Origin of the sequence: Bradyrhizobium sacchari, assembly GCF_002068095.1 — a bacterium.
In the GTDB taxonomy this organism is placed as follows: Bacteria; Pseudomonadota; Alphaproteobacteria; order Rhizobiales; family Xanthobacteraceae; genus Bradyrhizobium; species Bradyrhizobium sacchari.
In genome coordinates, this window is sequence record NZ_LWIG01000014.1 from 287,075 (window position 1) to 299,802 (window position 12,728).

A 12,728-nucleotide genomic window follows, 5' to 3' on the forward strand; every position below is an offset into this window, starting at 1 on the left:
GGCGGCTCGCGCGACGCCATCATGCGCAACCTGCTGGCCGAGAACCTCGAGAAGGGCGCGACCACGCACACCGTTGCTGCTGTCACCGAGCGCAACGGTGCTGATGCTTCTGCCGAGGTCGCCGACGCGTCGGATACCCCGGCCCGCCCCGCGCCTCAGGTCCAGGCGGCGGCCGCTCCTGCTCCGGAAGCAGCTCCGTCGCGTCTCGCTGCGCGCCTGTCGACGCTTGCCGCGGCGACGGCTGCGGTGCCGCCGGCCCCGCCCAAGCCGGAAGCCAGCAAGCCCGAGGTTCGGCCGACTGAATCCAAGATCGAGCCCGCGCCGCTCACCAATGGCGTGATCTCGAGCCAGCCGCTGTCGATCATCCCCGGCTCGTCCGAACCGATGAGGCCGGTCCGCGTCAAGACCGTTCAGGTCAAGGCCGGCGCCGTCAAGGTCGCCTCTGCCGCCCCGGCTCCGGTCGCTCCGCAAGTCACGAGCACCATTGCCTCCCGGTCCGACGTCGCGGAAACCTCCGGCGCCGTCGTCGCCCGCGCCGACCTGATCAACAAGCCCGAACCCCAGATCCAGCCGGAAGCGCCGAAGGCGGAAGTCGTCCGTACCGAGCTGCCGCGGCAGCCGGCCGGCTTCGGCACCGGAAACGGCATCCTCGGCGTGCTGCCGGCCACGACCGCCGCCGCCGCGCCCGCCCCGGCCGCTCCGAAGCTCGCGTCCGCCGATCCGGCGCCGCAGCCGGTCCAGATGGGCGCCACCACCAAGCCGGCCGTCACTCACAGCGGCTGGATCGTCCAGGTCGGCGCGCTCGAGAGCGAGAACGAAGCCCAGCAGCGCATCGACGCCGCGCGCAGTTCGGCCCGCGGGCTGCTCAGCAAGGCCGATCCGTTCACCGAGCCTGTTGTCGCCAAGGACAATCGCAAGCTCTACCGCGCCCGTTTCGCCGGGCTCGAGCGCGACCAGGCCGAGGCCGTTTGCCGCGCCCTGAAGCGCGCCGACATCTCCTGCATCACCGTGCGCAACTGATCGCTCGCGCCACTCCGATCAAAATGCCCGCGCAAGGCGCGGGCATTTTTGTTTTGGGGATGCGGCAGTCCCTGTTCCGCGACAACCTCTCGTCAACAATTTACGGTTAAATTTTTACTCAAGGTATCGACCACGCCGACAATGGCGGGCATCGGGGCGACGACAGACAGAGCAGCAGAGCTCACGCGGTACGGGCGTTTGTAGCGTAGTGCCGGAGTCAGCCGTTATGCGTGCGAAGCAGAGTATCCTTGGCCTCGTTTACCCGGGCAGCGAGATACGTCGAGCCCCCCTGGTCGGGATGGAGTTTCTTCATCAGGGATTTGTGGGCCCGGCTGATGTCGTCACGCCCCGCGCCCGGCTGCAAGCCAAGGATCTGATAGGCTTCCTCCGCCGTCATTTTGCCACTCGCCGCCGTGCGGCGCTGCCCCCCTGCCGCGTCGCCCTGCGCGTTCTGACGCCAAGCGGGAAACCGGCGGTCCAGATAGCTTTCAAGTAAGGCCACGCTCTCGGCGTCGAACGCCGGGACCATCGCCAAGAGGCCCGCGAGATCGAACTCGTCGAGATCGCGCCCTGCGTGAGGCCCAGCAATGATCCGGCCGCCGAGCTGGCCGGAATCGTGGTCGAGCCGCATGTCGAGGAATGGCGAGCGCACCCGCGAGGCCTGTCCGGTCGGGCGCGTCGCGCCGCCACCGAACAGGCCGCCGACATTCCCGAAACCGGCATTCGCGAGCGGAGTCCAGCCGAGCAGCCCGGCGCCGAAAATTCCGAGCGGGATCGCAACCGCCAGCTCGCCCCGTAAGCCCGTGAAGGCCGCGACCGCCAGCGCGACGACGCCACCGCCGAACTTGATGGTGCGCGCCAGCACCGCCGGATTGGCGGAGCGGAACATCTGGAGCAACAGATAGAGCGTGATAACGGCGACGGCGCCGGCGATCAGGGTCATGACCGGAATATAATCGTCCTTGCGCCAAAATGCATGGCGTTCACCGCCGAGGGCCAGCCTGAGCACTACTTCATCTGGCCGATCAGCTTGGCCGCGCCGCTCGTGCTCTTGGCCAGCTTCAGTAGCGCCTCGCGGCCACCGGCGGCATAGGCGGCGGCCGCACGCAACAGCTCGCGCAGCTGCGCCGCAGCACCAGGATCAAACCGGCACCAGGCACCGCCTGTCAGGCGCGCGATCTCGCGAAAGGCCTTCTCAGCCACGGCATCGTGGCCTTCCTGAAACAGGAAGACGGGGACCTTGAGCATGCCGAGCTCGCCGGCCTTGGCGCAGAGCTCGTCGACCTTCTCCTCCATGGCGTCGCCGACGAAGACGACGGCGCGCACACCGGATGCGACCGCCTCGCGCCTCGCCTCGCTCAGCACCTTGCCGATCTGGGTGTCGCCGCCGCGGCAATCGATCTTGCTCATCAGCGTCGCAAGCCTTGCGCTGTCGGAGATCCAACCCGAGGCGCGGCACTCGTTGAAGCCGCGATAGTAGACCAGCCGGATGTCGAGGCTGCCGAGCGCCGCGGTCTCGCGAAACATGTCGGCCTGGAGCGCGCAGGCCATGTCCCAGGTCGGCTGCCGGCTCATGGTCGCATCCAGCGCGAAGATCAGCCTGCCCTTTGCGCCTGGCGCATGCGGCGACAGCGCCCGCGCCTTCGCGACGAAGGCCGCAATGTCCTCCGAGGTCGAGGTCCTTGCCTGCGGCAGCGCGCCGTCCGCCTGCGCCGACACGGCATCGCCACCACGCGGTTTGATAGGTTCGCCTGACATAGCTGCTCTTCACCGTACGCGAGCAGGTAATGTGGTCAGCGCCCGCGGCCCGGTCAATGTGCAAAGCCTCCGCGGGCGGACGCCGGCGGAGGCTTTGCAGATCGGTATCGGCCCTTCAGCGAGCCGTCAGCTCTTGTGCGTCAGCTCTTGGCGGGTGCCATCAGGGCGACCGGACCGGGTTCGAGAATCTTGGGCGGAGACGACTGCGTGTCGACCGGCGCCACCTCGCTGTCGGTCGTGTTCAGGAACTTGTCGAGCATGCTCTGGATCGAGTTCTTCGCCGCGTCCGGACCGGTGTCGCGCATGTCGTTGTGCTGGAATTCGGTCTTGACGACCTGGATGCCCGCCTTCTCGCACTCCTCGTCGGTCGGGATGACGCCCGCATCGGTCTTGAACTGCGGATCCTGGGAACGGAACGACAGGATCTTGAACTTACCGGCGGTGACGAACGGCACACGCAGATTGTCGAGCGTGACGACCTTCTTGACCTCGTCCGGATACTGCTTGGCGAAATACATGGTGATGTCGCCGCCCATGGAGTGGCCGACCATCGTCACCTTGTCGTAGTCGGCGTTGGGCTGGACCTTCTTCATCTCCTGCATGGCGAGATGGATGTTGGCGACACCGCGCAGGATCTGCGGCAGGCGGCCGACATAGAGCTCGCCCGGCTTGGTCACCATCGGAGGATCGGTCGGCAGGTCATGCTGCGGGCTCACGACCATGTAGCCACGCGCAGCAAAGATATTGGCGAGGAAGCCGTACTCGGTGTTCTTGACGGTGTTGCCGTGATTGATAACCGCGACCGGCAGCGTGATCATGCCGGCATTGGCCTGCATTTCCTTGTCGCGGCGGACCGCGATATCGACCGGCACGGGACGGTTGTCGCGCGAAGCGTCGTAGAAGGTGATAGTCTCGTGCTTGATCGCCCACTTGCTCGCCGTGAAATAGGCGATGCCGCAGAGGGCACTGACCGAAACCAGAACGGCAATTCCACGCTTCATTTTCGTCCTCAGCCTCAGGCTCTTGCGGCCTGAATCCCTGTTGAAAATCGTGTTCTTCCGAGGCTCTTCGGCCCCTGGTCGCCTATTCCCTAATATATGTCACAGCAGCGTGACAGGAAGGCTAAATATTGTGAAGCGCCAGCCCTTTCATTGTGCGGCGCACTCGTTTCTTGGGCACCCCTTCTCATACGACTACGTCAGGGTGCCGATCCACCATCCGACGCAATCGGTCTGGATGGGGTTCAATTTCGCGGTAAATCTAGGGTGAAAACGGCGTGGAGCGGGCTCGGTTCCGGCAGGAACCGTCCGGCTTGGGCCCGAAGTAGTAATATACCGCTCCGTCAGGCGCCGAGGATGTCGTGAATCTCGAGCGGCTTGTCGACCTGGCTGAACCATTCGGCGCGATTTGCCGCACGGCGGCGGCCGCGCTCGTCGAGCGGCAGCTTGAGCTGGCGCAGCAGGCCTGTCACCTCCTCGCGCGCGGTGAGATGGCCGAGATTCGGTCGCATGCCGAGCGTGGCCTCGTCGATCTCGTCGAGGGCGGTCAGGCCACGCGGAAAAAATTCGCGGTAGACCACGCGCTCGGCGAAGCCGTCGACGTAGCGGAAGCCGAGCCGCAGCGACAAATCCTTCAGCCCGTCGGCGACGAGTTGCTTGTTGCGGGAGCCGAGCATGGACAGGCGGTTGCGCACCACGATCCAGTCGGTGGTCGAGCCGTCGAGCTGACGGCGCTTGCGGCGGGTATCCCGCACCATCTCGGCATAGTGGCTCTCGCCCGTCACCGCGTAGTTGGCGGGATCGACGGTGCCGAGCACGTCGAAGTCGAGGAAGCTGTCGTTGATCGGCGTGACCAGCGTGTCGGCCATGGAATGCGCGAGCCGCATCAAGTAGCTGTCGGTGCCGGGCGTATCGATGACGATGAAGTCGAAGCTGCTCTCAACCGCCGAGACCGCTTCCATGAATTGCAGGAACTCGGAGTTCTCGTTCTCGGCGATCTGCATGGTCTCGCCGAGCCGGATGCAGCGATGCACCGGCAGCTCGAGGTCGAGCCTGGTGCGGCGGGCCCAGGCGGCGCGGTTGTCGATGTAGTGGGTGAAGCTTTGCTGGCGGCAATCGAGGTCGATGGTGGCGACGCGCTGGCCGGCCTTCAGGAGCGCAACGGCGATGTGCAAGGCGGTGGTCGATTTGCCGGAGCCGCCCTTCTCGTTGCCGAGCACGACCACGTGCGCCGAGCCTGACTGGCCTTGGCTAGCTTGCAGCAGCATAGCACCCCTCAACACCCCTGATGAATATCTTCGAGTTGACCGCGTCTACGGTCAAGTGAAATGCGTGACAGGTAATGCAAATCGCAGCGCGCCGTTCTTCATCATGAAACGAGGCGCCATCCATCGTCTGTGATCCCGCCCACAATGTCGCGACATCACGCGTCGCGGGGGATGCTGTGCCGCATCCGGGCGCATGGCGTCCACGACGGCCGCTTGTTAAGGTTAGCCCGCCAGGCGTCCAGTCCTTCCCTGCCGATTCCCCAACCCGTCGAGTCCTGATGTCACCAAGTCCTCTGATCGCCCGCACGGTCCCCGCGCTCCGGCGCGCCGTCGACAATCTTCGCAAGCGAAAGGCCACGATCGCGCTGGTCCCGACCATGGGGGCGCTCCATGACGGGCATGTGTCGCTGGTGCGCCTTGCCAAGCGGCGGGCCAGCCGCGTCGTGGTGTCGATCTTCGTCAACCCGACTCAATTCGCCCCGACCGAGGACTTCGGTTCCTATCCGCGCACCTGGAAGTCGGACATCGCCAAGCTCGCAGCGGAGGATGTCGACATCGTCTGGCATCCCGGCGTCGAGGCGATGTACCCGGAGGGCTTTGCCACCCGCATTGTGCCGGAGGGGCCGGCGCTGGCCGGACTCGAGGACCGCTTTAGGCCGCACTTCTTCGGAGGCGTCGCCACCGTCGTCGGCAAGCTGTTCACGCAATGCCGGCCGGATGTCGCGATCTTTGGCGAGAAGGACTTCCAGCAATTGCGGGTGGTGACGCAGATGGCCCGCGACCTCGACCTTGGCGTCAAGGTGATCGGTTCCCGTACCGTGCGCGAACGCGACGGGCTCGCGATGTCCTCGCGCAACGTCTACCTCTCGACCGAGGAGCGCCAGACCGCCATCACGCTCTACCGCGCCATGAAGGACAGCGCCGGCCGCATCCGCGGCGGCGAAGCCATCGCGTCCGCGATGGCGCGCGGCGCCGAGATGATCAAGGCAGCCGGCTTTGCGCTCGACTATTTCGAGGCCCGCCATGCCGCGACGCTGGCGCCGGTCACCTCGCGCAAGGACGGTCCCTTGCGGATCCTGGTCGCAGCCAAGCTCGGCACCACCAGGCTGATCGACAATATCGCGGTTTAGAGCAGTCCGAGATCGCGCAGCTCGCGCCGCATCGGCTCCGGCATCGCGGCGATGGTGCCGGCGGCCGACTTGCCGAGATCGGCCGGCACGGAATCCTCGGTGAGATAGCGCCAGCCCTGGAACGGACGCATAGGCCGCGGCGAGACCGGCACCACCTTCGGCTGCATCACGATCCGGCAGCGTCCGATGCCGTCCTTGTCGCGGAACGGCTCGATGCCGATGATCTTTTCGCGTGCGGCGATCTCGCCCTTGATGACCCAATAGAGCGACCCGCCGGCGAGGATCTCGGCATCGCGCTTGGGCACCATGCGGGTGATGTGGATGTGGTGTTGCGGCAGACCCTTCTTCTTGGCGGTCTGCATCCGTTCGGCCACCCACTCCTTCAATTCCTTGACGGAGTCGCAGCCGACGGCGAGCTTGATCAGATGGAGTGGCATGTCCCAGCATTAGCCGGGCAGCCACGCATTTGGAATGCCGAACTACTCGTTATCCGCAGCCGGAGCAGCCGGCGCGGAAGCTGGCGGCGCGAGCGGAACCGGTGCTGCAGCCGGCGCACGCGCGGCCTTCGGCGCCGACGGCTTCTTGGCGGCCGGTGCCGCGGGAGCAGCTGCCTGCGCCGAGGTCGCGGCCGGCGCGCGCGGCGCCGCTGGCGCAGCGCCACCGGCAGGCGCCGCTTGGCGCGTCCCCGCAGTGGACGGCTCCGGGTTCATGATGCTCACCGGAGGCGTCGACGAGGCGCTCGGGAACTCCGCATTGGTCGGCCTGCCCGTCGGCATCGAGGGCGGCAGCCCCGCGAGCGCGGCCGTGGCGGGCATTGCCGGCGCCGACACTCCCGCGGGCGCGTTCCAGGCCGGCGCGTAGCGTGCGACCAGCGTGTCGTAGAGATGGGACTCCATGTTGGCGGCGACCTGCTGCTGATCGGTCAGCGAGCGGAAGGCGGCACAATCGAATTGCGTGCAGCCGTCGCGCGCGACCAGCACCTGCGCGACGAGGCCGTAGCGATCCCGCTCCAGCGACTTGCGCAGCACCTTCATGTCGAGCGTCAGGCTCTTCTCGGCGGTGGCGGCATCGCCGAGCGCGGTGAGCCGGTCGATCCTGGCCGCGGTGTAGGCGACGGCCGCCGCCGCCGTGTCGGGTGCGCCGAACAGCGCCTTCTCGCAGCCCGCGGCCACGGCATCACCGGCGAGGCCGTCCAGACAGGACAGCGCCGGCAGGCTCGCGGTGACTACAGCCTGCGCGCGCGCCTCGGTCGGCGCGTCCTGCGCTTCCGGTCCATAGACGCGTATCGTGGCCGCCCCCGCGATCGCGATGGACAGCAGCGTGATGACGGTCAGCGCGCCGTTGGCGACCGACTTTTCGGCGCGCAGCAGCGTGATCAGCAGGATCAACCCGAAGAAGCCGGCGGCCGCCAGCGTCATCCACATCGGAAAGGCCGCCGAGCGCCAGGTTTGGTCGAGCGAAGTGGCCCATGCCCAGTTCATGCGCGACGTCCCCTCACGCGAGCAAAGAGCGAATGGTCAAGCGAGCACCGCGAGTCGGCAACTGCCCCCGCCCCACCTTGCGAAGGCGAAGCGGGCCTTTTGACGGCGAGCGGAGCAGATTCGTCCGCGATGGCAGTCGGCGGTGTCGGAGGCGCGTCAGGACAGCGCCAGCTGACTTTCCTTGGCGACCCGTTCGAACGCCTCGGTCGAGCTCTTGATCCGGTACTGGCAATCGTCGCCTTCCGTCGGCAGCAGGCGGATGACCTCATACGAGCCGCTGGCAGCGGGGCGCGCGATGTTGCTGGCCGTGAACAAAACGCGCGTTCCAACGGGGAATTTGTGCTTCAACACCCTCTCCATCACTCAAACAACGCCTGCCTCGCCCATGGTCCCACTGCGATGGCCGGCCGGAAACCCGGCTGCTGTATAGCATGCATGCGGCGTTTTTGACCAGCCTCATGCAAGCCTGGCGGACACACAAATTTTTAAGTCTTTTCAGGACGATAACGGAAACAATGGTCCGCTTTAATACCGCTGGAACCGGGCCTTAAGCAGTATGGGGCAGATGGCCAGCCGGGCTTGCCTGGTCGACGGCCTTGGGCAGCTCCTGGGCGAGGATTTCACCCAATTGGTCGACCGGGATGTTGTAGCGCGCGGCGAGCTGGCGGACGGTGTCGCTGCCGAGCACGGCGCGGAGCTGGTCGGCCGAGATCGGCAGGTTGTGGCCGTTGCCGAGCCAGGACTTCACCTGCTCGCCAAAACCCGCCTGCTGGAGTTTCGCGACGATGGCGCTGAGGCCGCCCTGGTTGTTGCTGCCGAGCACCTCGTTGAGCACGGCCGGCAGCACGGCGGCACCGAGCTGGCCGAGTGCGCTGCGGAGCGCGGGATTGTTTTCCAGCGAGTCCAGGATTCCCATGGCGCCCTCTCTCAATTTGTCGTTGCGCGGCGATTGAGCGCCGCCATCCGGCATGCCGTCAAGCCGCGCTCAATCACAATCACGCTCACGCGTCTTCGAACTTCGCGATCACGAGCGTTTCGGCAATCCCCTCGCGCGTCCATTCCTGGAATGCCGGCAATGCCATCATCGTCTCCATGTAGGCCTTCGTGTCCGCCGCCACCTCGATCGCATAGGTGCGGAAGCGGTGCACGACCGGCGCATACATCGCATCCGCCGCGCCGAAGCGGCCGAACAGGAACGGTCCTCTGGCGCCGTAGCGCGCGCGGCACTCGCGCCAGATCTCCTCGATGCGCGCGACGTTGGCCTTGGCATCGGCCGACAGGGCCACGGCGCGAATCGGCCGATGCAGGTTCATGCCGCATTCGCTGCGCAGCGGCACGAAGCCGGAATGCATCTCGGCGCAGACCGAACGGGCATGGGCGCGCGCCGCGGCATCTTCGGGCCACAGCTTCTTCTCCGGATAACGCTCGGCAATGTACTCGATGATGGCGAGCGAATCCCACACCGTCACGTCGCCATCGACCAGCACGGGCACCTTGCCGGCGCGGCTGAAGGACAGGATCTGCTCCTTGTCGGCGGGATTGTCGGTGTAGAGGGGGATCAGGGTCTCCACGAACGGGATGTCATTCGCGCGCAGCGCGAGCCAGGGCCGCATCGACCATGACGAGTAGTTCTTGTTGCCGATCGCGAGCTTGAGCGTTGCCATGTCACTGATCCTTCCCGAGACGTCTTGAAGCGAGCCGCTTTTAACGCCATCGCCTGCCGCCAATCAATCGTTGCTGCGTCCGGCCATGCGTGGCAATCGTTGCGATCCCCAAAGGAGCAAGACATGAGCAGGCACTGGGTCGACATCACCGCGGTCGGCTTCTTCATCATCGAATGGCTGGTCTATGCCCTGACGCTGGAACACTCGGCCTATGGCCGCGACAGCCTGTCGGCGCGCATGAACCGCTATCGCGAGGTCTGGGTGCGCCGCCTGCTCGACCGCGAGACGCGCATGGTCGACATGCAGATCATGGCCTCACTCCAGAACGGCACCGCCTTCTTCGCCTCCACCAGCCTGTTCGCGCTCGGTGGCGCGCTGGCGCTGCTGCACGCCACCAACGATGCGATCACGATTCTGAGCAAGCTGCCGATCGACCTCAGCACCTCGCCGGCGATGTGGGAGCTGAAATGCGTCGGCCTCGTCCTAATCTGCGTCTACGCCTTCTTCAAGTTCGCCTGGGCCTATCGCCTGTTCAACTATGTCGCGATCCTGTTCGGCGGCATGCCGCCGGCATCGCAAGCCGGCACGCCGGCGGCCGAAGCTCACGTCATCCGCACCTCGCGGCTGTTCGAATCCGCCGGCCGCCACTTCAACCGCGGCCAGCGCGCCTTCTTCTTCGCGCTCGGCTATCTCGGCTGGTTCGTCAGCCCCTGGGTGCTGTTCGTGACCACAGCCGCGGTGGTGGTCGTGACTTGGCGGCGGCAGTTCGCCTCCAGCGCCTGGGCCGCGATGGCGCCGGAATGGGTCGCGGATGGTGAGGAGATGAAGCGCGGTCAGTAGCGCGCTCGTGTCCCGGACGCGCTGCTGCTTGCAACGTAGCTGCGTAGAGTCGGGGCCCAGAGCGATACGGTACGACGCGGATGGATCGGCCCCGGGCTCTGCAGCGCACCGTCGAAGGGACGCTGCGCCGCGTCCGGCACGCTGTTGTCATTCGGAGCGAAGGCGAGTGGTTTCCCGGGTATCGCTCCGCTCACCCGGGCTACGGGAGCTAGCCGCCGAAATCGCGCGGACTGAACGGCAGGTCCAACACCTTCCATTCCTCGTATTTGTCGGCCGGCAGCATCTTGTAAGGCTGGCAGGCAAGCAGCGCGCTCGTTGCGGACTTCACGATGGCCACGCCCTTTGCCGATGGCGGAGCCTCGATCAGGATCGGCGGGCGCGCCAGCGTGCCGTCGGTGGCGAATACCGTGCGCAGCTTGATGTGGACGTTGTCGGTCGCCTCGACCCCGGCCGGCAGCTTGGCGCAGCTTCTCAAATGGCGACGCAGCGCGGCGATGACTTCGGCCGGCAGCTTGGCTGCAATTGAATCCTTGGCATCGCCGCCGTCGTCCTTTGGAGCGTCCTTCAGCTCGGTCGGCAGTTCGGGCGGCAGCCCGAGCATGACGCCATACTTGACCGTGACATCAGGCTCCGGCGCCTGATAGGCCGGCGGCGGCGCGGCCTGGGGCTGCTGCATCGCCTGCGGCGCCGGCTGGGGTTGCGATTGCGGCAGTGGCTGCGGCGGCGGCAGTTGCGACGACTGTGGCTGCGGTTGTGTCGCCTGCGGTTGTTGGGCCTGTGGCTGCGCGGCGGCCTCGCGTTGCTTCGGCGCCTGCGAGGGTTGCGGCTGCGGCTGTTTCTGCTCCGGTTCGGGCGACGCCTTCTGCTGCGATGATGGCGGCGCGGCCTGTTGCTTGGCCGCAGGCTTCGGCGCTGTTTCCGCCTTGTCCTTGTCGGCGAAATCCAGCTTCGGCAGCTTGAGGTCGGGGAGCGGCTCGGTCAGCTTCTCCTTCGCCTCTTCCTTCGCCTTCTCCTCTGCCTTCTCTTGGGCCTTGGCTTCCTCCTGCTTCACTTGCTCCGGGGTGACGATGTCCACCGAAACGGTCTCGGGTGTCTGGCTGCGAAACGGATGAACCTCGCTGATCACGATGATCAGCGCCACCAGCGTCAGATGCGCGATCGCCGACGCTGCAATGTCCGTCCGTATGATTGTCCGCAGTTCCATCGCCCGGTCTTGGGTTGCCACCCTGCTGTTAGCATACCGCGATCTCCCCTCAATCCCATTTCGGTGCGAAGCCGAAATCGGTCAGACGACCCTTGGGGTTGGCCAGCGCGGCGATCTGCGCCATCTCGTCGTCCGAGAGCTCGAAATCGAAGATATCGATGTTCTCCGACAGGCGTTCGACGCGCGAGGTGCGCGGGATCGCAGCGACATTCTGCTGCACCAGCCAGCGGAGGCAGACCTGCGCCGGTGTCTTGCGATGCGCACGACCGATAAGGCCGAGCATCTGGTCGGACTTGATGCGACCCTTGGCGATGGGACTGTAGGCGACCAGCGCGAGACCGTTCTGGTCGCAGGCCGCCCTCACCTTGGCCTGGTCGAGATAAGGATGGAATTCGACCTGGTTGCAGACCAGCGGCTCGCTCGACAGCGCGACCGCCTGCTCGATCAACGCCACCGTGAAGTTGGAGACCCCGATGTGGCGGGTCAGGCCCATGCGCTTGGCATGCGACAGCGCCCCGAGCGTCTCCGCCAGCGGCACATGCGAGTTGGGCCAGTGCAGCAGCAGGAGATCGACGGAGGGAAGCCGCAGGCGCGCGAGGCTCTCCTTGACCGAGCGTTCGAGATCGTGGGGCGCGAAATGGTTGGTCCAGACCTTGGTGGTCAGGAAGACGTCGTCGCGGCGCACGCCGGATGCGCGCATTCCATCACCAACCTCGCGCTCGTTGTCGTAGACCTGAGCGGTGTCGATGTGGCGATAGCCGAGCCGCAGCGCCTGCTCGACCACGCGGGCGCAAGTGCGCCCTTCCAGCTCCCACGTACCGAGCCCGATCGCCGGGATCCTTGCGCCATTGGCCTCGACGAACAGCATGAGGAATCCTCTCTGTCACGCAGTCCCGGCCGACATTATGGACTTGCCCGTGATGGTTGCCAACGGACGTCGGTGCCATCGGGACGGATCTTCGGGGCAATGCTAACAGGAGGTTCGCGCGAGGCCTTGGCGTCAGGGCTCGATGTCAGACCTTGGCCAGCGCCTGGAACACGGTCTCGGGCGCATGCGCGATCACCGCGAGCAGCGCTCGGGCCGGTCCCCGCGGGGCGCGCTTGCCCTGCTCCCAGTTGCGGATGGTCTCGACGGGAACGCCGAGCTTGGCGGCGAACTCCATCTGGGTCAGGCAGGCGCGGCGCCGAAGGTCACGCACCGCGAGCGAAGAGGCCTCGCCTTGCGCGGCATTGGCGGCCGGCTGGACAGGAAATTCCTGTCCGTCCCGCAACTCGACGATCCGTCCGTCCGCCTTCAGCCGCAACCGCATGTCTATTCCCCCAAGCGCAGGCGATGATGCGGCAGGTCGCTTAAGTTCGGATTAA

General features: G+C 66.1%; 15 protein-coding genes. 3 read left to right on the forward strand and 12 right to left on the reverse strand.

What is annotated here, in order from left to right; translation table 11 throughout:
• The coding region (locus A5906_RS44760; RefSeq protein WP_245326809.1) for an SPOR domain-containing protein at nucleotides 1–1,020 on the forward strand (1,020 nt) is incomplete at its 5' end.
• A gap of 217 nt (nucleotides 1,021–1,237) precedes the next feature.
• On the opposite strand, the gene A5906_RS20215 is transcribed toward A5906_RS44760, so the two are convergent.
• The 4 genes from A5906_RS20215 to A5906_RS20230 all read right to left on the reverse strand — a co-directional run bounded on the left by A5906_RS20215 (nucleotide 1,238) and on the right by A5906_RS20230 (nucleotide 5,044).
• A complete protein-coding gene (locus A5906_RS20215) occupies nucleotides 1,238–1,963 on the reverse strand; it encodes a DnaJ domain-containing protein (protein ID WP_080137308.1) in 726 nt (241 codons plus the stop codon).
• A gap of 65 nt (nucleotides 1,964–2,028) precedes the next feature.
• Nucleotides 2,029–2,778 (reverse strand): vWA domain-containing protein, encoded by a 750-nt coding sequence (locus A5906_RS20220; protein ID WP_080137096.1) that lies wholly within the window; start codon nucleotides 2,776–2,778, stop codon nucleotides 2,029–2,031.
• A gap of 140 nt (nucleotides 2,779–2,918) precedes the next feature.
• Entirely contained in the window at nucleotides 2,919–3,779 is an 861-nt protein-coding gene (locus A5906_RS20225) for an alpha/beta fold hydrolase (RefSeq protein ID WP_080137097.1), read from the reverse strand.
• Nucleotides 3,780–4,120: 341 nt separating this feature from the next.
• Nucleotides 4,121–5,044 (reverse strand): division plane positioning ATPase MipZ, encoded by a 924-nt coding sequence (locus tag A5906_RS20230; RefSeq protein ID WP_080137098.1) that lies wholly within the window; start codon nucleotides 5,042–5,044, stop codon nucleotides 4,121–4,123.
• 278 nt (nucleotides 5,045–5,322) lie between these two features.
• Between A5906_RS20230 and panC the strand changes: the two genes are divergently transcribed.
• Entirely contained in the window at nucleotides 5,323–6,174 is an 852-nt protein-coding gene (gene panC, locus A5906_RS20235) for a pantoate--beta-alanine ligase (protein ID WP_080137099.1), read from the forward strand.
• Here the strand turns inward: panC and A5906_RS20240 are convergent.
• The 5 genes from A5906_RS20240 to A5906_RS20260 form a co-directional block, all read right to left on the reverse strand.
• A complete protein-coding gene (locus tag A5906_RS20240) occupies nucleotides 6,171–6,611 on the reverse strand; it encodes a DUF1489 family protein (protein WP_080137100.1) in 441 nt (146 codons plus the stop codon). The genes panC and A5906_RS20240 overlap by 4 nt on opposite strands.
• 42 nt (nucleotides 6,612–6,653) lie before the next feature.
• Nucleotides 6,654–7,655 (reverse strand): hypothetical protein, encoded by a 1,002-nt coding sequence (locus A5906_RS20245; RefSeq protein WP_080137101.1) that lies wholly within the window; start codon nucleotides 7,653–7,655, stop codon nucleotides 6,654–6,656.
• 156 nt (nucleotides 7,656–7,811) lie between these two features.
• A complete protein-coding gene (locus A5906_RS20250; RefSeq protein ID WP_100233081.1) occupies nucleotides 7,812–8,015 on the reverse strand; it encodes a hypothetical protein in 204 nt (67 codons plus the stop codon).
• A gap of 187 nt (nucleotides 8,016–8,202) precedes the next feature.
• The gene (locus A5906_RS20255; protein WP_080137310.1) at nucleotides 8,203–8,571 is read right to left on the reverse strand and encodes a YidB family protein; all 369 of its coding nucleotides are present in this window, start codon (nucleotides 8,569–8,571) and stop codon (nucleotides 8,203–8,205) included.
• Nucleotides 8,572–8,656: 85 nt separating this feature from the next.
• Nucleotides 8,657–9,319, reverse strand: a complete 663-nt coding sequence (locus A5906_RS20260; protein ID WP_080137102.1) for a glutathione S-transferase family protein — start codon at nucleotides 9,317–9,319, stop codon at nucleotides 8,657–8,659.
• Nucleotides 9,320–9,442: 123 nt separating this feature from the next.
• On the opposite strand from A5906_RS20260, the gene A5906_RS20265 reads away from it, so the two are divergent.
• A complete protein-coding gene (locus A5906_RS20265; protein ID WP_080137103.1) occupies nucleotides 9,443–10,159 on the forward strand; it encodes a DUF599 domain-containing protein in 717 nt (238 codons plus the stop codon).
• Between the two features lie 208 nt (nucleotides 10,160–10,367).
• Here the strand turns inward: A5906_RS20265 and A5906_RS20270 are convergent, their stop codons facing one another.
• The 3 genes from A5906_RS20270 to A5906_RS20280 form a co-directional block, all read right to left on the reverse strand.
• Nucleotides 10,368–11,363, reverse strand: coding sequence for a hypothetical protein (locus A5906_RS20270; protein ID WP_080137104.1), 996 nt, complete (start codon nucleotides 11,361–11,363; stop codon nucleotides 10,368–10,370).
• A 49-nt stretch (nucleotides 11,364–11,412) separates the two neighbouring features.
• A complete protein-coding gene (locus tag A5906_RS20275; protein WP_080137105.1) occupies nucleotides 11,413–12,231 on the reverse strand; it encodes an aldo/keto reductase in 819 nt (272 codons plus the stop codon).
• A 145-nt stretch (nucleotides 12,232–12,376) separates the two neighbouring features.
• Complete coding sequence (locus A5906_RS20280) at nucleotides 12,377–12,673, reverse strand: helix-turn-helix domain-containing protein (RefSeq protein WP_080137106.1); 297 nt, start codon at nucleotides 12,671–12,673, stop codon at nucleotides 12,377–12,379.
• Nucleotides 12,674–12,728: the final 55 nt, after the last annotated feature.

Coding starts and splice junctions, on each gene's coding strand:
- A5906_RS20215 (WP_080137308.1), bottom strand. CDS start 1,963: ATGACCCTGATCGCCGGCGCCGTCGCCGTTATCACGCTCTATCTGTTG.
- A5906_RS20220 (WP_080137096.1), bottom strand. CDS start 2,778: ATGTCAGGCGAACCTATCAAACCGCGTGGTGGCGATGCCGTGTCGGCG.
- A5906_RS20225 (WP_080137097.1), bottom strand. CDS start 3,779: ATGAAGCGTGGAATTGCCGTTCTGGTTTCGGTCAGTGCCCTCTGCGGC.
- A5906_RS20230 (WP_080137098.1), bottom strand. CDS start 5,044: ATGCTGCTGCAAGCTAGCCAAGGCCAGTCAGGCTCGGCGCACGTGGTC.
- panC (WP_080137099.1), top strand. CDS start 5,323: ATGTCACCAAGTCCTCTGATCGCCCGCACGGTCCCCGCGCTCCGGCGC.
- A5906_RS20240 (WP_080137100.1), bottom strand. CDS start 6,611: ATGCCACTCCATCTGATCAAGCTCGCCGTCGGCTGCGACTCCGTCAAG.
- A5906_RS20245 (WP_080137101.1), bottom strand. CDS start 7,655: ATGAACTGGGCATGGGCCACTTCGCTCGACCAAACCTGGCGCTCGGCG.
- A5906_RS20250 (WP_100233081.1), bottom strand. CDS start 8,015: ATGGAGAGGGTGTTGAAGCACAAATTCCCCGTTGGAACGCGCGTTTTG.
- A5906_RS20255 (WP_080137310.1), bottom strand. CDS start 8,571: ATGGGAATCCTGGACTCGCTGGAAAACAATCCCGCGCTCCGCAGCGCA.
- A5906_RS20260 (WP_080137102.1), bottom strand. CDS start 9,319: ATGGCAACGCTCAAGCTCGCGATCGGCAACAAGAACTACTCGTCATGG.
- A5906_RS20265 (WP_080137103.1), top strand. CDS start 9,443: ATGAGCAGGCACTGGGTCGACATCACCGCGGTCGGCTTCTTCATCATC.
- A5906_RS20270 (WP_080137104.1), bottom strand. CDS start 11,363: ATGGAACTGCGGACAATCATACGGACGGACATTGCAGCGTCGGCGATC.
- A5906_RS20275 (WP_080137105.1), bottom strand. CDS start 12,231: ATGCTGTTCGTCGAGGCCAATGGCGCAAGGATCCCGGCGATCGGGCTC.
- A5906_RS20280 (WP_080137106.1), bottom strand. CDS start 12,673: ATGCGGTTGCGGCTGAAGGCGGACGGACGGATCGTCGAGTTGCGGGAC.